The sequence below is a fragment of the Streptomyces sp. NPDC040622 genome (assembly GCF_055593965.1).
Genome location: NZ_JBVIXD010000012.1, coordinates 113,353 through 135,643, shown reverse-complemented (window position 1 = coordinate 135,643; position 22,291 = coordinate 113,353). Strand labels below are relative to the sequence as shown.

General features: G+C 72.2%; 17 protein-coding genes. 2 read left to right on the top strand and 15 right to left on the bottom strand.

Going from position 1 to position 22,291, the window contains the following annotated elements; translation table 11 throughout:
• Nucleotides 1-377: 377 nt before the first annotated feature.
• The 6 genes from ACZ592_RS32165 to ACZ592_RS32140 form a co-directional block, all read right to left on the bottom strand.
• A complete protein-coding gene (locus ACZ592_RS32165; protein ID WP_471585208.1) occupies nt 378-3,509 on the bottom strand; it encodes a helix-turn-helix transcriptional regulator in 3,132 nt (1,043 codons plus the stop codon).
• Between the two features lie 67 nt (nt 3,510-3,576).
• Nucleotides 3,577-3,756 carry a hypothetical protein gene (locus tag ACZ592_RS32160; protein ID WP_471585207.1) on the bottom strand — a complete coding sequence of 60 codons (180 nt, stop codon included), beginning with the start codon at nt 3,754-3,756 and terminating at the stop codon, nt 3,577-3,579.
• A gap of 194 nt (nt 3,757-3,950) precedes the next feature.
• On the bottom strand, nt 3,951-4,592 hold the full coding sequence (locus ACZ592_RS32155) for a hypothetical protein (protein WP_471585206.1): 642 nt from the start codon (nt 4,590-4,592) through the stop codon (nt 3,951-3,953).
• A gap of 35 nt (nt 4,593-4,627) precedes the next feature.
• On the bottom strand, nt 4,628-5,185 hold the full coding sequence (locus ACZ592_RS32150; RefSeq protein ID WP_471585205.1) for a GNAT family N-acetyltransferase: 558 nt from the start codon (nt 5,183-5,185) through the stop codon (nt 4,628-4,630).
• Complete coding sequence (locus ACZ592_RS32145) at nt 5,154-7,427, bottom strand: MMPL family transporter (RefSeq protein WP_471585204.1); 2,274 nt, start codon at nt 7,425-7,427, stop codon at nt 5,154-5,156. The genes ACZ592_RS32150 and ACZ592_RS32145 overlap by 32 nt, the downstream gene beginning before the upstream one ends.
• A gap of 233 nt (nt 7,428-7,660) precedes the next feature.
• Nucleotides 7,661-9,814: a phosphocholine-specific phospholipase C gene (locus ACZ592_RS32140; protein WP_471585203.1), complete on the bottom strand. Its 2,154-nt coding sequence runs from the start codon at nt 9,812-9,814 to the stop codon at nt 7,661-7,663.
• Between the two features lie 215 nt (nt 9,815-10,029).
• On the opposite strand from ACZ592_RS32140, the gene ACZ592_RS32135 reads away from it, so the two are divergent.
• Nucleotides 10,030-10,803: an SMI1/KNR4 family protein gene (locus tag ACZ592_RS32135; RefSeq protein ID WP_471585202.1), complete on the top strand. Its 774-nt coding sequence runs from the start codon at nt 10,030-10,032 to the stop codon at nt 10,801-10,803.
• On the top strand, nt 10,800-11,249 hold the full coding sequence (locus ACZ592_RS32130) for a hypothetical protein (RefSeq protein WP_471585201.1): 450 nt from the start codon (nt 10,800-10,802) through the stop codon (nt 11,247-11,249). Before ACZ592_RS32135 ends, ACZ592_RS32130 begins: the two co-directional genes overlap by 4 nt.
• Before the next feature lie 109 nt (nt 11,250-11,358).
• Here the strand turns inward: ACZ592_RS32130 and gatB are convergent, their stop codons facing one another.
• The 9 genes from gatB to ACZ592_RS32085 form a co-directional block, all read right to left on the bottom strand.
• Complete coding sequence (gatB, locus tag ACZ592_RS32125; RefSeq protein WP_471585200.1) at nt 11,359-12,873, bottom strand: Asp-tRNA(Asn)/Glu-tRNA(Gln) amidotransferase subunit GatB; 1,515 nt, start codon at nt 12,871-12,873, stop codon at nt 11,359-11,361.
• Nucleotides 12,874-12,889: 16 nt separating this feature from the next.
• Entirely contained in the window at nt 12,890-13,129 is a 240-nt protein-coding gene (locus ACZ592_RS32120) for a hypothetical protein (RefSeq protein ID WP_471585199.1), read from the bottom strand.
• Complete coding sequence (gene gatA / locus ACZ592_RS32115) at nt 13,126-14,619, bottom strand: Asp-tRNA(Asn)/Glu-tRNA(Gln) amidotransferase subunit GatA (protein WP_471585198.1); 1,494 nt, start codon at nt 14,617-14,619, stop codon at nt 13,126-13,128. Before gatA ends, ACZ592_RS32120 begins: the two co-directional genes overlap by 4 nt.
• Before the next feature lie 4 nt (nt 14,620-14,623).
• Nucleotides 14,624-14,920, bottom strand: a complete 297-nt coding sequence (gene gatC / locus ACZ592_RS32110; RefSeq protein WP_010984178.1) for an Asp-tRNA(Asn)/Glu-tRNA(Gln) amidotransferase subunit GatC — start codon at nt 14,918-14,920, stop codon at nt 14,624-14,626.
• 187 nt (nt 14,921-15,107) lie between these two features.
• The gene (locus ACZ592_RS32105) at nt 15,108-17,435 is read right to left on the bottom strand and encodes a putative bifunctional diguanylate cyclase/phosphodiesterase (RefSeq protein ID WP_471585197.1); all 2,328 of its coding nucleotides are present in this window, start codon (nt 17,433-17,435) and stop codon (nt 15,108-15,110) included.
• Nucleotides 17,436-17,749: 314 nt separating this feature from the next.
• Nucleotides 17,750-19,942, bottom strand: coding sequence for an NAD-dependent DNA ligase LigA (gene ligA / locus ACZ592_RS32100; protein ID WP_471585196.1), 2,193 nt, complete (start codon nt 19,940-19,942; stop codon nt 17,750-17,752).
• Nucleotides 19,943-19,972: 30 nt separating this feature from the next.
• Nucleotides 19,973-20,983, bottom strand: coding sequence for a methionine synthase (locus ACZ592_RS32095; protein WP_471585195.1), 1,011 nt, complete (start codon nt 20,981-20,983; stop codon nt 19,973-19,975).
• Entirely contained in the window at nt 20,980-21,669 is a 690-nt protein-coding gene (locus tag ACZ592_RS32090) for an SDR family oxidoreductase (protein WP_471585194.1), read from the bottom strand. The genes ACZ592_RS32095 and ACZ592_RS32090 overlap by 4 nt, the downstream gene beginning before the upstream one ends.
• Before the next feature lie 36 nt (nt 21,670-21,705).
• The gene (locus tag ACZ592_RS32085) at nt 21,706-22,251 is read right to left on the bottom strand and encodes an LOG family protein (RefSeq protein WP_471585193.1); all 546 of its coding nucleotides are present in this window, start codon (nt 22,249-22,251) and stop codon (nt 21,706-21,708) included.
• Nucleotides 22,252-22,291 lie beyond the last annotated feature (40 nt).

Below are 22,291 nucleotides of genomic sequence, written 5' to 3'. Positions count from 1 at the left end.
CGAACGTGCAGGTCAGGTGCGGGGTGGGGGTGCGGTGGGCGCTGCGATCGATGGCGCGGGCGGCCGCGCGATCAACCGCGCGATCAGCCGCGCATGCAGCAGCGAGGGCGGGGAGGGACGACGACGCACGGGACCCGGCGGGCGACGGAAGGCAGGCGGCGGAAGGCAGGCGGCGGGCGCAGCCGTGAGCGCCCCCGGGGCGGGGCGGGGCGGGCCGTGGCCGGTCGGCGTCCGGCGGCCACCGAGCTGCGGGTCGAGCGGTGCGCGGGCCGCGGACAGCTGCGGACGGGCGGTGTGCGGGGTGCGGGGGGTGGTCCGCTGGCCGCTGGCCACGGGCCACGGGCCACGGGCCGCGGGCGGCCGCTCGCGCCCGGCCCCTAGCGCGAGGCCGGTTCGCCGCCCGTCGGGAACAGGCGCAGCCGGTGGGCGAGGGCGGCCGCCTCGCCTCGGCCGGTGACGGAGAGCTTGGCGAGGATGTTGGAGACGTGGACGCTCGCCGTCTTCGGGGAGATGAAGAGTTCCTCGGCGATCTGACGGTTGCTGCGACCCACCGCGACCAGCCGCAGGACGTCCCGTTCCCGGCTCGTCAGGCCCAGTGCCTCGGCGGGGTCGGCCGGGGCGGCGGGGGCGCGTACGGCCTCGGCCGGGTTCAGGGTGAGGCGGGCGCGCTGGGCGAGGCCGGTGATGGCGTCGGCGAGCGGCCGGGCGCCGAGCCGGTCGGCCACCTCGCCCGCCTGACGGAGGAGTTGGGTGGCGCGGTCGCGGTCGGTGGTGTCCGGAGCGAGGAGGGACTCGGCCAGGCGCAGTCGGGCCTGGGCCAGGTCGTAGGGGCGGTCGAGGGGTTCGAGGGCGGCGACCACTGCGGTCCAGTCGTCGGGTCCGTCGAGCCCCTCGGAGCGGCGGAGCTCGGCGCGGGTCCACTCGTCGTAGGCGCGCCAGAGGGGAATGGGGGTGGCGAGGGATTTGGCGGCGCCGCGGATCCGCTCGACGGCGGCGGGGCGGCCGGCCTCGGCGGCGGGCAGCCCGCGGGCGTCGGCCTCCATGGACGCGGCGGCGAGCAGCAACGGCCAGCCGTACTTGTAGGTGCCGACGGGGAGACCGACGGCGAGGCCGCGTTCGAGTTCGGCGCGGCCGTCCAGGATGCGGCCTTCGGCGGCGGCGATGCCGAGGGCGATGCGGATCAGCAGAAGGAGGTACTGAGGTTGCGGGTCGTGGGTGCCCAGGTGCTGGTGGGCGGCCTGCACGTGCCGGGTGGCTGCGGCGAGGTCGCCGCGGAAGAGCGCCATGCGCGCGGTGCGTTCGCAGGCGGACACGCGTGGCTTGGAACTGGTCACGCAGCGCTGGGTCTGGGCGACGGCCTCGGCGGCCTCGTCCCAGCGGCCGAGGGACATGAGCGACTCGGCGGCGTTGGCCCAGACCCAGCCCTCGGTGTCCACCAGGCCGTACTTGCGGCAGAACTCGATGCCCTCCATCGCGACCCGCACGGACTCGGCGGAGCGGCCGACGCCTTCGAGGGAGGAGGGGAGGTTGATGTGGACCCGGCTGAGGTTGGTGACCAGGGCCTCGCGGACGACGCGGTCCCGGATCTCGTACATCTCGGCGAGACCCGCCTCGGGGTCGCCGGCCTCGATGAGGAGGGCGCCGCGGGTGAGGCGGGCGTTGAGTTCGATGCTGTCGGCCTTGACCATGCGGGCGTACTCGACGGCGCGTTCGGCGACGGCCATGGTTTCGGGGCCCGGGTCGTGCAGCATGCCCCAGGAGGCACGGTGGACGAGGACGTCGGCGTGCATCTCGGAGGGCGGCAGGCCCTTCATCAGCTCCTCGGCCTTGGCGATCTCCTCCCAGCCGTCGCCGCGGCCGAGGACGGAGATGAGGCGGGAGCGGGCTATCCAGAACCAGGCGGCGCGGTGCGGGTCCCGCACGGTGCTGTGCGAGGGAGCGCCGGAGCGGGGGGCGCTGTCGCCGTCCAGGAGCCGCAGCGCGCGCTTGGTGATCTTCAGGGCGCGGTCGCGTTCGCCGCAGAGGCGGCCGGCGAGGGTGGCCTCGGCCATCAGGTCGAGGTACTGCAGCGGTGTGGTGTTCGGGTCGCAGCCGCAGGCCGGGTAGCCCTCGACGTAGTCGGCGGGGCGCAGTGCCTCGCGCACGGCTTCGGGGGCGTCGTCCCAGAGCTCCATCGCTCGTTCGAGGAGGCGCAGCTGCTCGGCGTAGGCGTGCCGGTGGCGGGCCTCGACGGAGGCGCTGAGGACGGCGGGCAGGGCCTTGGCCGCGTCGTGCGCGTAGTACCAGTAGGTGGCGAGGCGGGCGGCGCGCTGGTCGGCGGAGACCAGCGCCGGGTCGGCCTCCAGGGCCTCGGCGAAGCGGCGGTTGATGCGGGAGCGCTCGCCGGGCAGCAGGTCGTCGCTGACGGCCTCGCGGACCAGGGAGTGCCGGAAGCGGTAGCCGTCGCCGTCCGGCGAGGCGAGCAGGATGTTGGCGCCGACCGCGGCCCGCAGCGCTTCGATCAGGTCGTCCTCGCGGAGCCCGGCGACCTCGGCGAGCAGTTCGTACTCGACGGTGGAGCCACCCTCGGCGACGATCCGCGCCACCCGCTGGGTGTCCTCGGGCAGCTCCTCGACGCGGACCAGGAGCAGGTCGCGCAGGGAGTCCGTGAGGCTCGCGCAGCTGGTGCCGTGGGAGGCGACGGCGAGTTCCTCGACGAAGAAGGCGTTGCCGTCGGAGCGGTCGAACACGTCGTCGACCAGGGTCTGCTCGGGTTCGGCCGCGAGGATGCCGGCCATCTGCCGTGCGACCTCGTCCTTGCTGAGGCGGCCGAGCTCGATGCGGCGCACGGTGCGCAGCCGGTCCAGTTCGGCGAGCAGGGGGCGCAGCGGGTGACGGCGGTGGATGTCGTCGGCGCGGTAGGTGGCGAGGAGGACGAGACGGCCGCCGCGCAGGGTGCGGAAGAGATAGGCGAGGAGGTGCCGGGTCGAGGCGTCGGCCCAGTGCAGGTCCTCCAGGGCGACGACGACGGTGCGGTCGCGGGAGAGGCGTTCCAGGAGGCGCGCGGTGAGCTCGAAGAGGCGCGCCATGCTCTGTTCGTCGGTGCGGCCCACGGGGGCGTGCCCGGGCGCGACGGGCGCGGCCAGTTCGGGCAGGAGTCTGGCGAGCTCCTCCTCCTGGCCCTCGGCGGCGGCGGCCAGTTCCTCGGGGAGCCTGCGGCGCAGTGAGCGCAGGGCGGTGGAGAAGGGGGCGAACGGCAGACCGTCGGCGCCGATCTCGACACAGCCGCCGGTCGCGACGACGGCGCCCCGCCGCTCGGCGGCTTCGGTGAACTCCTCGACGAGGCGCGTCTTGCCGACGCCCGCCTCGCCACCGAGCAGCAACGCCTGCGGCTCGCCCGGGCCCGGGCCCCCGTCTCCTGCGAGAGGGGTGCCCGTGGCGCGGGCGAGCGCTTCGTTCAGTACGCCCAGTTCGTCGGCCCGGCCGACGAACACCGGGCTGACGGACCTGGTCTCCACAGGCGCGAGCATCGCACAGTGCCTGGTCGGTGCGGCACCCGCTGTCCGAGGAACGGTCACCGGCAGAGGGCCGGTCACCTCAGGCGGCCCGCGTGAAGCGGATCTTCCGGAGGGGCGTACTCACCCGCCCCTCCGTTTCGTCGCGGGCTGCGCGGCGGGCGGCGGCGCGGTTCTTGCGGGCCTCGTCGACCAGGCGGTGGTAGTCGGCCTCGCGGCCCAGCTGGGCGGCGCGCATCTGGTGCATCTCGTACTCGAACATCTCGTACCCCTCGGGTTGTCGGTGGTATCGCCGGTTCGTTCTCTGCGATGTCTCCACTTTCGTGTCCCAGGGGGGTCGCCCACATCGGGCGGGTTCCGCATCCGCGGAGGGCGGGGGGCCTTAGGTACGCACAAGGGCGGGGCAGGGGCCTTAGCCCCTGCCCCGCCCTTCGCCTTATGCGCGGGTCGCGCGGCTCAGGAAGGTGCCGACGGCAGTCCGAGCAGCAGGTCGGAGTACTTGGCGACGGCGAGCACGAGCCCGATCACACCGAGCGCGACACCCGCCCACGCCACGGACTTGATCCACGGCGCCTGCTCCTTGCCGGGGGCACCGAACGCGGGCCGCACGAGCACGAGGAAGCCGACGACCAGCGCGGCGGCGGCGAAGATGCCGGCGATCAGCGCGGTGGCCTGCCAGGAGTCGCCGTACATGGCCTGGAGCTGGTCGGAGACGCTCGCGGACTGCTTGGTCTCCAGCTGGCCCATGATGTTCGAGCGCGCCCCGGCGATCGTGCCGAGCCAGCCCCCGGAGAGGCCGATCACGCCGAGCGCGGCGGCGACGACGGCCGCGGCGCCCTGGCCGACCCCGGCGGAGGCGGAGGTGGTGACCACGACGGGCTCGGCGTCGAGGTCGGCGTCGTCCGCCGCGTCCTCGTCCGCGTCGTCCGCGTCGGCCGCGGCGGTGGCCTTGGCGTCCTCGGGCCCGGCGGCGTCGGCCGCGTCGGACTTCTTGACGTCGACCGTCTCCGGCTTCCCGGCCCCGGTCACTTCGTCGGCCTCGGCTTCGGTCCCGGCCGCACCCTTGGCAGCGGCCGCGTCATCTGTCTTAGTACCCATGCTGCGCACCGTACGGACGGAGTCTGAGAGCTTTCTTAACGCGCGTCCCGCGCCGCCCGCCACTCGGGTGCCAGGACGGACCAGACCTCCATGTCGTGCCGGATCCCCTGCCAGGGAAAGCTCTCCCGCAACACGCCGTCCCTGGTGAACCCGAGCCGCTCGGCGGCGGCCTTGCTGCGGTCGTTGAGCGAGGAGACGAGCCACTCCACACGGTGCATGCCGCGCTGGTCGACGGCCCAGTCGATGAGGACCTTCGAGGCCTTGTTCACCAGGCCGTGCCCGGCGGCGGACGGCTCGAGCCAGACGCCGATCTCACAGCCGTCGACGCTGGTGTCGAAGATCCGGAAGAGGACACCGCCGACGAGCGTGCCGTTCAGCCAGATGCCGTGGAAGCGCCCGGTGTCGGCGGCCTGCCTGTCGGCGAACGTCTGGAGGTGCTTGCGGGCGGATTCGAGGTCCCGCACGGTCTCGGTGAAGGGCACCCACGGCCCCGCGTACGCACGGGCCCGCTCGACGTGTTCGAGGAACTCCTGCGCCTGCCAGGGCTCGATCGGCCGCAGCTCAGCGCCCTCGGCCAGCGATATCGCGAACATCCTGCTCCCTCGGCCCACTCATGTCGTCGTCCGTGTCCCGCTGCCCCGGGATCCGTCCGGGGATCTTCGCACGCGCGCCCCGCGGATTCGAACGACATTCGGGCGGCTCGATGCTGATGCGCGGCAGGAGGCGGTCGAGGCGTCGCGGCAGCCACCAGTTCGCGCCGCCGAGCAGGTGCATGAGCGCCGGCACGAGCAGCGTGCGCAGGACGAAGGCGTCGAGCGCGACGGCCGCCGCGAGCGCGATGCCGAACATCGCGATGACCCGGTCGCCGCTGAGGACGAAGGCGAGGAAGACCGAGATCATGATCACGGCAGCGGAGTTGATCACGCGGCTGGTCTCGGCGAGGCCGACGCGGACGGCCCGCCGGTTGTCGCCGGTCTCCAGCCACTCCTCGTACATCCGGCTGACCAGGAAGACCTGGTAGTCCATGGAGAGCCCGAAGAGGACGGACACCATGATCACCGGCAGGAAGGGCTCGATGGGCCCGGCCCTGCCGAGGCCGAACAGTTCGCTCCCCCAGCCCCACTGGAAGACGGCGACGACGATCCCGAAGGCGGCGGCGACCGCGGCGACGTTCATCGCGGCGGCCTTGAGGGGGATCCCGACCGACCGGAAGGCCAGCAGGAGCAGAACGCAGCCGAGCCCGATGACCACGCCCACGAAAAGCGGCAGCTTGCCGACGATGACCTCCGCGAAGTCGTCGTAGCTCGCGGTGACGCCGCCGACGTGCAGGTCCAGGGAGCTGTCCGCCTCGGCCGCGGGCAGCACACCGTCGCGCAGCCGGTCGACGAGCGCGCTGGTCGCCTCGGACTGCGGTGCCGAGTCGGGCACGACGGTGAGGAAGGCGGCGCGGCCGCCGTCGTCGTACGTCACCGGGCTCACCGAGGCGACGCCCTCGGTCGACTTCAGCCGGTCGGCGAGGTCGTCGAGGGCCAGCCGGTCGCCGGCCCCGTAGACCTCGCCGACCAGCGTCAGGGGCCCGTTCACGCCGGGGCCGAAGCCGTCGGCGAGGAGGTCGTAGGCCTGTCGTGTGGTGGCCTTCGCCGGGTTGTTGCCCTGGTCGGAGGTGCCCAGGTGGAGGGCGAAGGTGGGCAGCGCGAGGACGGCCATGACCAGGACGGCGAGGGCGCCGAGCAGTCTGGGGTGGCGCTCCACGAAGGCGGCCCAGCGGGCGGCGAGCCCGGTGGGCAGCTCCGGTTCGGGTCCGTGCGCGGCGAGCCTGCGGCGTTCGCGGCGGCTGAGGGCGCGCGGGCCGATCCAGCCGAGGAGCGCGGGCAGCAGGGTCACGGACGCGGCGACGGTGAGGACGACGGTCAGCGAGGCGGCGATGGCGACGCCGTTCAGGAAGCTGAGGCGCAGGATGAGCATGCCGAGCAGGGCGATGCAGACGGTGGCGCCCGCGAAGACGACGGCGCGTCCGGTGGTGGCGACCGCGCGTTCGGCGGCGACGGCCACCGGCAGGCCCTTCTTCAGGCCCTTGCGGTGCCGGGTCACGATGAACAGGGCGTAGTCGATGCCGACACCGAGCCCGATCAGGGTGCCGAGCATCGGCGCGAAGTCCGCGACGGTCATCACCTGGCCGAGCAGCACGATGCCCGCGTACGCGGTGCCGACGGAGACCAGGGCGGTCGCGATGGGCAGGGCGGAGGCGGCGAGCGAGCCGAACGCGAGGAAGAGGACGACGGCGGCCACGGCCACTCCGACGATCTCGGCGACCTGGGCGCTCTTGGACTCGGTGAGCCCGACGGCGGTGCCGCCGAGCTCGACCTGGAGGTGGTCGGAGTCGGCGGCCTTCGCGGTGTCGACGACGGCCTGCGCGTCCGACGCGGCGATGTCGTCGGCCTGCTGGTGGAAGGTGACGGTGGCGTACGCGGTGCGGCCGTCCGCGCTGACTTGACCGGCGCCCTTGCCCTCGTACGGCCCCACCACGGAGGCCACCGAGGGGTGTTCGGCGATCTTGTCGAGGGTGTCGGACATCGTCTGTTCGATGTCGGCGGCGCGGACGGAGGTGCCGGGTCCCGTGTGCCAGACGACGGTGTCGCTGTCGCCGCCGAGGCCGTGGAAGTTCTCGTCGAGGAGCTGGGTCGCACGGCCGGACTCGGTGCCGGGCACCTCGTAGTCGTTCGAGTACGCGGATCCGGTGACCGCGGCGGCCGACGCGGCGCCGCCGAGAGCGAGGAACCACAGCAGGACGACGACGAGACGGTGGCTGACGCACCACCGGGCGAGTGCTGCCACGGACCGGCTCCCTGGTGTTTCGTGGATCTTTACCGGAGCGCGCAGTCGAGCAACTGGAAGTCCGCAAAGAACGCATGAGTGGCGACATGAGCGCCGCAGTCACCTTGACAGCACTTGATGATCCTTGGCCCCTTTCGTGGCCTTACTCACAAGAGCACAAGGCGTGCCTCCGGGCCGCCCGGGGAACGCACGGGGTCCGCCTGGACCCTCGTGCGCCCCGCGCACGCCGGGCGTCAGCCCGAGACGCTGGCCCGGCCGTTCTCGATGTGCCCCATGAGCCGCCGCCGGAAGGCCGCGCCGCCGCCGGTGGTGACCTCGACGTCGTACCAGCCGTGTTCGTCGGCGGTGTGCCAGGCGACCGTGCGGCTGCTGCGTGCCTTGACGCGAACGGTCCGCGTCCGCTTCCTCATGTCTGCTTCATCCACATATCCGAGTGGCTTGACCGTGAAGACGAGGTCATGACGGCCGCGGTTGGCCAGGGTGAGGTGGATCTCACGACGGGTGATCGCGGAGGCGAGCCCGGCGCCGCCGTCCATCTGTCCCTGTCCGCCCTTGCCTCCCTTGCCTTCCTTGCCGCCCTCGCCCCCCTTGCTGCCCGTGAACTCGCGCCGGAAGCCGTTCGGCCCGGTGACGGTGAAGGCGTACGTGTCGCCCGGCACCGGCACCGTCCAGGAGCCCTTGCGCACGACGTCCTGGTGCTGCGGGACCGTGAACTCCCCGGCGTACGGGTAGAGCGCGAAGTGCGCGCTGGAGCGGCCGCCGTTGCGCAGTCGCACCGTGAGCGCGCCGTCCTCGCCGGGCCGCACGTCGGCGTCGGGCTGGTAGGGCAGCGGGCGGGCGCGGCGGGTGCCCGGCTCCTGGACGGGCATGGACTGCTGCAGGGGCGGCTGCGGGGACCAGCGGCCGCTGAACCCGGGAATGGCGCCGGGCCGGTCCACCTCGGGCTGCCGGTGGCCGCGCCGGAAGTCGAAGGCGCCGGTGAGGTCGCCGGTGACCTTGCGGCGCCAGGCACTGATGTTGGGCTCGCGCACACCCGTCCACTTCTCAAGGAAGCGGACGACGGAGGTGTGGTCGAAGACTTCGGAGCAGACGTATCCGCCGACGGTCCAGGGCGAGACGACGAGCATCGGCACCCGCGCGCCCAGCCCGGTGGGCTTCCCCTCCCAGCGCTCCTCCAGCTCCTCGGCGGAGTCGCCGCCGGGCACGGGCGGCGGGACGTGGTCGAAGAAACCGTCGTTCTCGTCGTAGTTGATGAAGACGGCGGTGCGGCGCCAGACCTCGGGGTGGGAGGCGAGGGCGTCGAGCACCTTGTAGACGATGGTCGCGCTGTGGACCGGCGAGGAGACGCTCGGGTGCTCGGAATCCTGGGCGGAGGGCACCAGATAGGTGACCTCGGCGAGGGTGCCGCCCGCGACGTCCTTGGCGAACTCCTCGGCGAGCTTGCCGGTCGGCACGCGCCGCAACCCGCGCTCGAAGAGGGACCGCTCACGCTTGGTCAGCGTGGCGACGCCCTCCTCCAGGGTGGCGAGCAGCTTGGCGCGCTCGCTCTCGTCCTTCGCGTCGCGCACCTTGGCGTAGAACGCCTCCATGAAGGTCAGGCCGGTCTTGGCGAGGACCTTGCGGGCGATGGCCTTGAAGGTGGTGAAGAACTCGATCTGGTTGTCGGTGAAGTTCTCCCACTCGGTGTAGGTCCGCCAGCTCACGCCGGCCTTCTCCAGGCGCTCGGCGTACGTCCCCCAGCCGTACCCGGGGTGCGTGCCCTCGTCGTACGCGTCGTTGCCGACGGCCCGCTTGCCGTTCGGTTCGTAGCCCGTCTTGCCGCTCCACAGGTGGTTGCGGTTGGGGCTGGTGGAGGTGTGGATCGACGAGTGGTAGGCGTCGCAGACGGTGAAGGTGTCGGCGAGTTCGTAGTGCAGCGGGATGTCCTCGCGCGTGTAGTACGCCATGGTGGCCGCCGTCTTGGCGGTGATCCAGCCGTCCATCCAGCCGTCGTGCCAGGCCTTGGCGCCACCGCTCCAGGAGTGGTCGAGCGCGCCGATGTACTGCAGGTCCTTCTTCTGCGTCGCGGCGGCCTGCCGGACCGGGAAGGGCAGGATCGTGCGCAGGGCGGCGGGCTGCTCGAACACCGACGTGCCGCCGGGGAGGCGGATCGCGTTGCGGTCGCCGAAGCCTCGGACACCGCGCAGGGAACCGAAGTAGTGGTCGAAGGACCGGTTCTCCTGCATCAGGATCACCACGTGCTCGATCGTGTCGAGGCCGCCGTCCTTCGGCGGCTCGTGCGCGAGCGCCTCCTGCAGCGAGGGCGGCAGGAACGAGCCGACGGTGGCGGCGCCGAGCGCGCCCCCACCGATCGCCATCAGGCGTCTGCGCGAAATCTCCGGAGTCACGTGCGACCTCCCAGTAGTCCTGGCCAACATCCAATGGTTCTCTGCCGATCCATTGACCTGTTCGGCGGGGACGCTAGTGACGTCCGGTTTCCCTGTGAAGGCCGTGGGACAAAGTCGGGGTGAACGTCCAAAAGGTCTCGGTCGCGGGGGCGTTGGCCCCCGTGCGGGGCGCGGGACCGAGGGCGCTGTCAGTGGCGGGTGCCATTCTCGGAGACATGGATCTCACCGCGCGCATCGCCGCCTTCACGGACCTGGTCGGGCCACCGCCCGACACCGTGCCCGCCGTCGACTGGACCGCGGTGGAGGCCTGGCTCGAACTCCCCCTGCCCGCCGACTACAAGGCGCTGGCGTCGGCGTACGGGCCGGTCGAGGTGGGCCACCCCGACGCCGCGGCACTGCGGCTGCACACGCCCTGCGTCAGCGCCGACGGCCGCTACGAGTACGCCTCCTGGGTCGTGGAGACCCACCGGCACTCCGCGATCAGGCCTCTGTTGTTCTCCCGGCGGGAGCGCCCCTTCCTGCCCGAGGAGGGCGGCCTGCTCGCCTTCGCCACCACCTCGGACGGCGACCACCTGTTCTGGGACACGGCCGCGTCGAAGGACCCGGACGCCTGGCCGGTCGTCCTGCTGACCACGTCGGTCGCGGTCGGCGGCGACGCGCCCTGGGTGGAGTACGAAGTCCCGCTGCTCGACTTCCTGTTCACGGCCCTGCGCACCGGTGTCCCGCACCCCGCCCGCGCGCACCGGCTGCTCGGACCGCTGCCGGGCGCCGTGCGCACCTGGGCCCCGACGTCCGACGCGACGCCCTGGACCCCGCCGCCCCGGGGGACGTACGTGGACGGCCCCCAGCACGCCGCGCTCACCGAGGGCGAGGGCGTGCCCGCGATCACCGCGCTGATACCGCCGCCCCTCACCCCCCCCACCTGGGCAAGGGCAGTTGGGAGGAGCTGTTCGAGCGCATCGGCACCCGGCTGCCCCCGGACTTCGTGACGCTCGCGGAGCGGTACGGAGCGGGGAACTGGAGCTGGTGGCTGGACATGCCGGCCCCGCTCGACCTCGACCACCGGCTCGGCCTCGCGGGGGTGATCGAGGAGATGCTGGAGGGCTACCGGTCGCTTCGGGAGGATTTCCCCGAGGACTTCCTGCTGCCCGCCTGGCCCGCGCCCGGCGGCTTCCTCCCCGTCGCCTCGACCGTCGACGGGGACCAGATCGGCTGGTGCGCCGAGGGCGAACCCGAGGAGTGGCGCGTCGCGGTCACCCCCCGGCACTCCGACCAGGGCCCGCCCCTGACGGCCAGCTTCACCGAGACGCTGCTCACCTGGTTGCGCGGCGGCGGCCCGGCCGTCGAGGGCTTCTTCTGGCTGCGCAGGGACCAGGACCCGCTGGAGCACATGTTCTTCGAGCCCTTCGGAGCGCCGCGGGAGGACGAGCCCTGACCCGAGCCGCGGCACGAACCTGGCGGACGGCCCCGGATACGCGAAAGGGGCGGCGCACCCGTCAGGTGCCCCGCCCCCGTCACGTGGTCACGTACCGGAGAGGAAGGACTCAGCCTTCGCTGACGCCCAGCTTCTCCAGGATCAGCTCCTTGACGCGGGCCGCGTCGGCCTGGCCACGGGTGGCCTTCATGACCGCGCCGACCAGGGCGCCGGCGGCCGCGACCTTGCCGCCGCGGATCTTGTCCGCGACGCCGGGGTTGCCGGCGATGGCCTCGTCGACGGCGGCCGTCAGCGCGCCCTCGTCCGAGACGACCTTCAGGCCGCGCTTCTCCACGACCTCGTCGGGCGTGCCCTCGCCCTTCAGGACGCCCTCGATGACCTGGCGGGCCAGCTTGTCGTTCAGGTCACCTGCGGTGACGAGCTCGGCCACCCGGGCGACGTGCGCCGGGGTGATGGGGAGCTCCTCCAGGGCCTTGCCCGACTCGTTGGCGTGGCGGGACAGCTCGCCCATCCACCACTTGCGGGCCGACGCGCTGTCGGCGCCCGCCTCGATGGTGGCGACGATCGGGTCGACCGCGCCCGCGTTGAGGATCGACTGCATGTCGTGCTCGCTGACGCCCCACTCCTCGCGGAGGCGGTTGCGGCGCACGCGCGGCATCTCGGGCAGACCGGCCCGCAGCTTCTCGACCCACTCGCGGGCCGGGGCGACGGGCACGAGGTCCGGCTCCGGGAAGTACCGGTAGTCCTCGGCGTTGTCCTTGATGCGGCCGGAGGTCGTGGAGCCGTCCTCCTCGTGAAAGTGACGGGTCTCCTGCACGATCGTGCCGCCGGAGCCGAGCACCGCCGCGTGCCGCTGGATCTCGAAGCGCGCCGCGCGCTCCACCGAGCGCAGCGAGTTGACGTTCTTCGTCTCGCTGCGGGTGCCGAACTCCTGCTGCCCCTTGGGGCGCAGCGAGAGGTTCACGTCGCAGCGCATCTGGCCCTTGTCCATCCGGGCCTCGGAGACGTCGAGCGCCTTGATGAGCTCGCGCAGCTCGGCGACGTACGCCTTGGCGACCTCGGGGGCACGCTCGCCCGCGCCCTCGATCGGCTTGGTGACGATCTCGATGAGCGGGATGCCGGCGCGGTTGTAGTCCAGGAGGGAGTGCGAGGCGCCGTGGATACGGCCCGTCGCGCCACCGACGTGCGTGGACTTGCCGGTGTCCTCCTCCATGTGGGCGCGCTCGATCTCCACGCGGAAGATCTCGCCGTCCTCCAGCTGGACGTCCAGATAACCGTTGAAGGCGATCGGCTCGTCGTACTGGGAGGTCTGGAAGTTCTTCGGCATGTCCGGATAGAAGTAGTTCTTCCGGGCGAAGCGGCACCACTCGGCGATCTCGCAGTTCAGCGCGAGGCCGATCTTGATCGCGGACTCGACGCCGATCTCGTTGACGACCGGCAGCGCGCCGGGCAGGCCGAGGCAGGTCGGGCAGGTCTGGCTGTTCGCGTCCTGCTGGAGCGCGGTCGAGCAGCCGCAGAACATCTTGGTCTTGGTGCCGAGCTCGACATGGACCTCGAGGCCCATGACGGGGTCGTACGTCGCGAGGGCATCCTCGTACGACACCAGGTCAGAAGTGACAGTCACGGTGAAACTTTCCCTCTCAGCCCAGCAGGACGTCGTCGTCGCCGAGGCGCTTGAGCTCGCGGAAGAGCAGCGCGACGCCGGTGGCGATGGCGGCAGCGGAGACGACGGCGTCCACGAGACGGAGCGTGTCGTGGTCATAGCGGGCCTTCTTGGCCTGCTTGAGCACGCTGATCGCACCGAAAGCGGTGGTGCCGATCGACAGGTACGTGCCGGTCTTGGACTTCTTGAAGCCCTTGGCCTTGTTCAGTGCACTCACAGCGACGGAGCCTCCTCGAGGAGCGGGTGCCCCCACCTTTCCACGAAGGCGGCCTCGACGGCAGCGCCGACCTTGTACAGCCGGTCGTCCTTCATGGCGGGAGCGATGATCTGCAGTCCGACGGGCAGGCCGTCCTCCGGCGCGAGGCCGCAGGGCAGCGACATGGCGGAGTTGCCCGCCAGGTTGGTCGGGATGGTGCACAGGTCCGCGAGGTACATCGCCATCGGGTCGTCGGCGCGCTCGCCGATCGGGAAGGCGGTGGTCGGCGTCGTCGGGGAGACGATCACGTCGACCTGCTCGAAGGCCGCCTCGAACTCGCGGGTGATGAGCGTGCGGACCTTCTGGGCGCTGCCGTAGTACGCGTCGTAGTAGCCGGAGCTCAGCGCGTACGTGCCCAGGATGACGCGGCGCTTGACCTCGTCGCCGAAGCCGGCCTCGCGGGTCAGCGCGGTGACGTCCTCGGCGGACCGCGTGCCGTCGTCGCCGACGCGCAGGCCGTAGCGCATGGCGTCGAAGCGGGCGAGGTTCGAGGAGCACTCGGACGGCGCGATCAGGTAGTACGCGGAGAGCGCCAGGTCGAACGTCGGGCAGTCCAGCTCGACGATCTCGGCACCGAGCTCCTTCAGGAGCTCGACGGACTCGTCGAAGCGCTGCACGACGCCGGCCTGGTAGCCCTCGCCGCGGAACTGCTTGACGACACCGACGCGCATGCCCTGGACGCTGCCGTTGCGCGCGGCCTCGACGACGGCGGGGACCGGGGCGTCGATGGACGTCGAGTCGAGCTCGTCGTGCCCGGCGATCACCTCGTGCAGCAGCGCGGCGTCCAGGACCGTACGGGCGCAGGGGCCGCCCTGGTCGAGGGAGGACGAGAACGCGACCATGCCGTAGCGGGAGACGCCGCCGTAGGTCGGCTTGACGCCGACCGTGCCGGTGACGGCCGCGGGCTGGCGGATGGAGCCGCCGGTGTCCGTGCCGATGGCCAGCGGGCTCTCGTACGCGGCGAGGGCCGCGCTGGAGCCGCCGCCGGAGCCGCCGGGGATGCGGGTGAGGTCCCAGGGGTTGCCGGTGGGCCCGTAGGCGCTGTTCTCGGTGGAGGACCCCATGGCGAACTCGTCCATGTTGGTCTTGCCGAGGATGACGACGTCGGCGGCCTTCAGGCGCTTGGTGACGGTCGCGTCGTACGGCGGGATCCAGCCCTCGAGGATCTTGGAGCCGACCGTGGTCGGCACGCCCTCGGTGGTGAAGATGTCCTTGAGCGCGAGCGGGACGCCGGCCAGCGGACCGAGCTTCTCGCCCTTGGCGCGCTTCTCGTCGACGGCGCGGGCCTGCGCGAGGGCACCCTCCCGGTCGACGTGCAGGAAGGCGTGCACCTTCTCGTCGACGGCCTCGATCCGGGCCAGGTGGGCCTCGGTGACCTCGACGGCCGTGAGCTCGCCGGAGGCGATCCTCGAAGCGATCTCGGCGGCGGTGAGCTTGATGATGTCCGTCATGTTCTTAGTCCTCCCCCAGGATCTGCGGCACCTTGAAACGCTGCTGCTCCTGGGCCGGGGCGCCCGAGAGCGCCTGCTCGGGGGTGAGCGACGGACGGACCTCGTCCGCGCGCATGACGTTCGTCAGCGGCAGCGGGTGCGAGGTCGGCGGTACGTCTTGGTCGGCGACCTCGGAGACGCGGGCGACCGCGCCGATGATGTCGTCGAGCTGTCCGGCGAAGTGGTCGAGCTCCTCGGCCTTCAGCTCCAGACGTGCAAGGCGGGCGAGGTGGGCGACCTCCTCGCGCGTAATGCCAGGCATGCGGCGATCCTCAGGGGTGAGTGTGTGGGTTGTGGGCCCAATCCTATGGGGCGGTGCGGTGTGCCCGTTAAACGGTTTCTTCCCCGCCGCCCGGCGACGGGCTCGCCACCGCGCCACCACGGGCCCCGCGCCGCCCCCACGACAGCTTTCACCGCGCCCACCCGCGCCGCCGCCGGACCGGCCGCCCTTACTGCACCACGTGCCCCGAGGACTGCCCCACGTCGGAGCCCTCGGCGGCGGCCGCCGCCTCCGCGGCGAGGTCGGCGGGGCGGCGCCAGCCGTGCGACCCCCGCGCCCGCAGCCACGCCGTCGCCTCGTCGGCGGGCATCGCCGCGGCGACCAGCCAGCCCTGCACCGCGTCGCAGCCCAGGTCCCGCAGGCGCTCCCAGGTCTCGTCGTCCTCGACGCCCTCGGCGACGACGAGCAGACCGAGGGAGTGGGCGAGGTCCACGGTGCAGCGGACGATCTCCGCGTCCTCGTTGTCGATGGCCAGGCGGGCCACGAAAGAGCGGTCGATCTTCAGTTCGCTGACCGGGAGGCGACGCAGGTGGACCAGAGAGGAGTAGCCCGTGCCGAAGTCGTCGAGCGACATCTTGACGCCGTGGCCGGTCAGCCCGGCCAGCGTGTCGGCGGCGCGCTGCGGGTCCTCCAGGAGGACGTGCTCCGTTATCTCCAGCTGCAGGGCACCGGCGGGCACTCCGTGACGGGCCAGCCGCGCCGCGACCGCGCCGGCGAAGCCGGGGGTGTGGACGTCGCGCGGCGAGACGTTGACGGCGACGGGGACCTTCAGGCCCTGCGCCTGCCACCGCGCGACCTGCGCGAGGGCCGTCTCCAGGACGTACTCCGTCAGGTGCGGCATGAGGCCGGACGACTCGGCGATCGCGATGAACTCGTCGGGCGGCACCTTGCCGCGCTCGGGGTGCACCCAGCGCACCAGCGCCTCAAGGCCGGCGACCTTGCCGTCGAAGCGGACCTTGGGCTGGTAGTGGAGCTCGACGTCGCCCGCGTCCAGGGCGCGGCGCAGGTCGCCCAGGAGGCCCAGGCGGTCGGGGGTGTTGGAGTCCCGCTTGGACTCGTACACCTCGACGCCGGTGCGGTCGCGCTTGGCCTGGTACATCGCGACGTCGGCCCGCCGCAGGAGGCCCTCCGCGTCGAGCGCGTGGTCGGGGAAGACGGCGAGGCCCGCGCTGGCCTCCAGGACCAGGGTCAGGCCGTCCAGGTCGAGCGGGGAACCGAGCGCGGCGACCAGCTGGCGGGCCACGCGCGTTGCCGACGTGGTGGAGTCGGCGACCGGCAGCAGGACGGCGAACTCGTCGCCGCCGAGGCGCGCGGCCTCCGCGCCCCGGGGCAGCGCGACGCGCAGCCGGTCCGCTATCTGCAGCAGCAGCCGGTCACCTGCCAGGTGGCCGAGGGTGTCGTTGACCGAACGGAAGCGGTCCATGTCGATCAGCATCAGGGCGGAACGCGCCCCGATCCGCTCGGCGTCGTCGAGGGCCGTCCAGGTCCGCTCGAGCAGCCACTGCCGGTTGGGCAGCCCGGTCAGCGGGTCCCGCAGCTGCTCCTCGGCCCTGGCGCGGGCGATCCAGAGGGTGGAGTCGAGCGCGACCAGCGGGATCGCGAAGAGCGGCAGCAGGATCGGCAGGGAGATGGCCACGACGCAGATCAGTGGGGCGATGCCGAGCAGCGCGATGCCGAGGAGTCCCTGCCGGACCAGGGCCGTTCGGGTGACGGTCGGCAGGGCGCCGGTGCGGGGCGCGTGGACGTACCAGAGCAGGACGCGGGTGACGGCGAGGTAGGCGACGGCGACCAGGCCCACCTGGGGGGCGGTGTACAGGTCCCAGGTCTCGGGCAGCCACGGCGACTCGGCGCTCGGCGAGGTGCCGAACGCGGCCAGGGCGAGCGCGCCCGCGCCGATGCCGAGGATGTCGACGGCGCCGTGCAGCACGCCCTGGCGCCAGCGGTGCCTGCGGGCGACGCCGACCAGGACGACGACGGTGAGGCTGACCATGCCGGCCGGCACCCAGCCATAGAGCAGGAGGACGGCGACGGTGAGGGCGCCGCCGGAGCCCGTGCCGCCCCACCAGCGGTCCCGGCCGAGGGCGACGAGATGGCCGACGATGAGGCCGGTGAGGATCGCGAGGGACCAGCCGGCCGTGCCGGTGGGGAAGAGGGCGTGCCGGCCCGAGACGGCCTGGAAGAAGCCCGCGCCCAGCAGGACGGCGGCCGCGGCGACGGCGGCGACGGGCAGCAGCGGCCAGCGCTCACGGACGTCCTGCGCGGCGTCGCCCGTGCCGGCGCAGGCCGTGGAGTTGTCCGCGCCGTGCGGGGAGGTCCAGGCGCGCTCGCGGGGTTCGACGGCGGTGCTCAGCGCGCCCGTTGCGGCGCGGGCCGGTCCGGGCGCCGTGCCCGGGTCGGTGGTCGTCGCGGTCCGGCGGCCGCGCAGCCAGGCTCCCGGCGCGCGCCACAGGCGCGCGCGCAGCCGTGAGTCCGGGGCGGCGCTCTCGGTCGGTTCCATTCCCGTCCCTCTCACAGCCGGCGGTGCCCACGCCAAGCGGACTCGGACCTTGTTCGGCCGCGTCCGGATTTCCGTCCCCGAGCTCTCCACGAGCAAGGAGATGCCCTGCTCCCGAACTCGTGTCGAGCAGGGGATGCCCCCTTCCAGGCTCTGAATGAGCAGGAGGTACCCCGTTCGCATCGGGGCACGGCAGGCGCACACCTCAACAGTAGGCCGCAGAAGGCTTCCACGGGCAGCGGTCGACTACGGTTGCCCGAATGCGACCCGGCCACCCGTATGCATCTGGTATGCGCTGAACGGGTGGCCTTCAACCGCTACTCCTCGGTCGGAAGCGCGACGTCCTTCGCCGCGTCCGGTCCCTGTTCGAGCAGGACAGCGAAGCCTTCCTCGTTGAGAACCGGAACCTTCACCTGCATGGCCTTGTCGTACTTGGATCCCGGGTTGTCACCCACGACCACGAAGGCCGTCTTCTTCGAAACGGAACCGGTCACCTTGGCCCCGAGGCTCTGCAGCGCCTCTTTCGCGCCATCCCGGGTGTGGTGTTCCAGCGTTCCGGTGACGACCACCGTGAGGCCTTCGAGCGGGCGGGGTCCCTCGTCCTCGCCGCTCGCCTCCTCCTCCATGCGCACCCCGGCAGCCCGCCACTTGCGCAGGATCTCCCGGTGCCACTCCTCGGCGAACCACTGTTTGAGCGAGGCCGCGATGGTCGAGCCGACGCCCTCCACTGCGGCCAGTTCCTCCTCGGTGGCCTGTTCGATGCGGTCGATGGAACGGAACTCGCGGGCCAGCGCCTCGGCGGCCACCGGGCCGACGTGCCGGATCGAGAGGCCCGTGATGACGCGGGCGAGCGGCCGTTCCTTGGCCGCCGCGATGTTCTCCAGCATGGCGAGGGTGTTCTTCTTCGCCTCGCCCTGCTGGTTGGCGAAGAAGGTGACGACCTTCTCCTCGCCGGTCTTGGGGTCGCGCTTGGGCAGTCCCGAGTCCTGGTCGAGGACGTAGGACTTGATGGGCAGCAGCTCCTCGACCTTCAGGCCGAAGATGTCGCCCTCGTCGAGGATCGGCGGGTCGGCGGGCTCCAAGGGCTTGGTGAGCGCGGCCGCGGCGACGTACCCGAAGTTCTCGATGTCCAGGCTCTTGCGGCCCGCCAGGTAGAAGAGACGTTCACGCAACTGGGCGGGGCACGACTGGGCGTTGGGGCAGCGGAGGTCGATGTCGCCCTCCTTCATGGGCCGCAGCGCGGTGCCGCACTCGGGGCACTCGGCGGGCATGACGAACTCCTGCTCGCTGCCGTCCCGCAGGTCCACCACCGGGCCGAGGATCTCCGGGATGACGTCGCCCGCCTTGCGGATCACGACGGTGTCGCCGATGAAGACGCCCTTCTTCTTCACCACGTCCTGGTTGTGCAGGGTCGCGAACTCGACCTCGGAGCCCGCGACGGTGACGGGCTCCACCTGGGCGTACGGCGTGACGCGGCCGGTGCGGCCGACGCCGACGCGGATGTTGATGAGCTTGGTGTTGACCTCCTCGGGCGCGTACTTCCAGGCGATGGCCCAGCGCGGGGCGCGGGAGGTGGAGCCGAGGCGGCCCTGGAGCGGGATCTCGTCGAGCTTGACGACGACGCCGTCGATCTCGTGCTCCACGGAGTGGCGGTGCTCGCCGAAGTACGCGATGAAGTCCCGCACGCCCTGGAGGCCTTCGACGACCTTGTTGTGCTGGGCGGTGGGCAGGCCCCACTCGTGCAGCAGCTCGTAGGCGTGGCTGAGGCAGTCGATGTCGAAGCCCTCGCGGGCGCCGATGCCGTGCACGACCATGTGCAGGGGGCGGGTCGCGGTGACGCGCGGGTCCTTCTGGCGCAGCGAACCCGCCGCCGCGTTGCGGGGGTTGGCGAAGGGCTTGTCGCCGGCCTCCACCAGGCGGGCGTTGAGCTCCTCGAACTTCTCCATCGGGAAGAAGACCTCGCCGCGGACCTCCACCAGGGCCGGGACGCGGTCGCCCTTGAGCCGCTGGGGGATGTCCGCGATCGTACGGACGTTCGGCGTGATGTCCTCACCGGTGCGGCCATCGCCGCGGGTGGCGGCTCGGGTCAGCTTGCCGTCCTCGTACGTCAGGTTGACCGCGAGGCCGTCGACCTTCAGCTCGCACAGCAGGTGGAAGTCCGGGGTGCCGGCCTCCTTGGCGACGCGGTCGGCCCAGGCGGCCAGGTCCGCGTCGTCGAAGGCGTTGTCCAGGGAGAGCATGCGCTCGCGGTGCTCGACCGCGGTGAACTCCGTCTCGTAGGACCCGGAGACCTTCTGGGTCGGCGAGTCCGGGGTGCGCAGCTCCGGGTGCTCCTCCTCCAGGGCCTGGAGAGAGCGCAGGAGTGTGTCGAACTCGGCGTCGCTGACGACCGGTTGGTCCTTCACGTAGTACCGGAAGCGGTGCTCCTCGATCTGTTCGGCCAGCTGGGCATGCCGATCCCGTGCCTCGGCGGGCACAGATCCTTGCTGGCCTTGCTGTTCGACAGCCACCGTTTCGTCCTCCCGTTACGTCATACCCAATTACTCAGGGTTGTCTGCGAGCGATCTCGCCGCCTTGACGCAGTGGGCGAGCGCCGCGCGCGCGTACGCGGGTGAAGCGCCCGCGAGCCCGCACGACGGAGTGACCACGACCGACTCCGCGAGTGATCCCGGATTCAGCCCCAGCCTGCGCCACAGCGTCCTGACACCCATGACGCTACCGGCAGGGTCTGACAATCCGCCGTCCACGCCCGGCACGACACCGACGAAGAGCCGTGTGCCCCCCTCGACCGCCTCACCGATCGCCTCGTCGTCACGCTCGGTGAGGAGCGAGAAGTCACAGGAGATCGCGTCGGCACCGGCGCGGCGCAGCAGCGCGAACGGCACGTCCGGCGCGCAGGAGTGGATGACCGCGGGGCCCTCGCCGTGGACGCCCAGGACGTCCCGCAGCGTGCTCTCGACGGCCTGGCGGTCCACGGCGCGGTGCGTGCGGTACTCGCTGGCGGTCTTGACCTGTCCGCGCAGCACGGCGATGAGCGAGGGCTCGTCGAGCTGCAGGACCACCTGGGCGCCCGGCACCCTGCGCCGCACGTCCGCCAGGTGTTCGCGCAGGCCTTCGGCGAGGGATCCCGCGAGGTCACGGACGGCGCCGGGGTCGGAGAGCGCGGACTCGCCGTTCTTGAGCTCCAGGGCGGCGGCGAGGGTCCAGGGGCCGACGGCCTGGACCTTGAGCGGCCCCTCGTACCCCTGGGTGAACTCCTCCAGGGCGTCGAGGTCTTCGCCGAGCCAGGCCCTGGCCCGCCGGGTGTCCCGGCCGGGGCGGTCGCCGACGCGCCAGCCGCTGGGCTCCACGCGCGCGTACAGGTCGACGAGGAGCCCTGCGGTGCGGCCGATCATGTCGGCGCCGGGCCCGCGCGCGGGCAGCTCGGCGAGGTGGGCCATGCCCTGCTCGGGCCACTCGAAGCTGCCGGTGACGGTCTTCGCGGCCTCCCGGGCGTCGCCGCCGGGCATGGACCCGACGCCGGTCGCCGGGCCCCAGGTGAACGCGCTCATCGGCCGGGCCGCACCGTCAGGTCGTTGACCTCCGCGTCGCGCGGCAGGTCCAGGGCCATGAGGATCGTCGTGGCGACCGACTCGGGGTCGATGAAGCGGGAGGGGTCGTACTCCTTGCCCTCCTGCTGGTGGACCTTGACCTGCATGGCGCTCGCCGTGCGGCCCGGGTAGACGGAGGTGACCCGCACCCCGCCCGCGTGCTCCTCCTGGCGCAGGGAGTCGGCCAGCGCCTTCAGGCCGTGCTTGGAGGCGGCGTACGCGGACCAGTCGGCGCCGGCGTTCAGTCCCGCGCCCGAGTTGACGAAGACCACGTGGCCCTGGGCGACCCGCAGTTGGGGCAGGAAGTGGCGGGTGAGCTCGGCGGGGGCGATGAGGTTGACGTTGAGCTGGTGGCGCCAGGCCTTGGGGGTGAGCTCGCCGACCGGGCCGAGGTCGACGACGCCCGCGATGTGCAGGAGCGAGTCCACGCGCGCGGGCAGCGACTGGTGCCCGAAGGCCCAGGAGAGCTTGTCGGGGTCGGAGAGGTCGCCGACGAGGGTGCTCGCGCCGGGGAACTCGGCGGCGAGCTCCTTGGCGCGGCCCGCGTCGCGTGCGTGCAGGACGAGCTCGTCGCCGCGTGCGTGGAGGCGGCGCGCGACGGCCGCGCCGATGCCGGAGCCGGCCCCGGTGATCACATGTGTTGCCATGCGCCCATGGTCCCACCCCGGCCCGCGCGGGCCTGCTCAGAGGGTGCCGGCCTGCTCCTCCAGGTAGGCCAGGGCGCCCACGGGCTCCTCCGCGAAGAAGACGAGGTCGGTCAGCGGGACGGGCAGGAAGCCCTCGTCCTCCATACGGCGGAACTGCTCCTTGAGGCCGTCGTAGAAGCCTTCGGAGTTCAGCAGGACCACGGGCTTGGTGTGCTTGCCGTGCTTCTTCAGCTCCAGGATCTCGGTGGCCTCGTCGAGCGTGCCGGTGCCGCCCACCATGATCACGACGGCGTCGGCCTTCTCCAGGAGCAGCGCCTTGCGCTCGGCGAGGTCACGCGCGATCACCATTTCGTGGGGCGCGGACACCTGCCTGGCCTTGGCCGCGAGGAAGTCCACGGAGACGCCGACGAGCCCGCCTCCCGCCGCGTCCACGCCGTCCGCCACGACCTTCATCAGGCCGCTCTCGGAGCCGCCCCAGACCAGCGTGTGGCCTCCCCTGCCGAGCAGCTCGGCGAATTCGCGCGCCGGGCGGGTGTAGCGGTCGTCGAGGTCGGCGGCGGAGAGGAAGACGCAGATGTTCATGCGCCCACGGTACGGTCCGCGCGGCCGCACGGCGCCGACG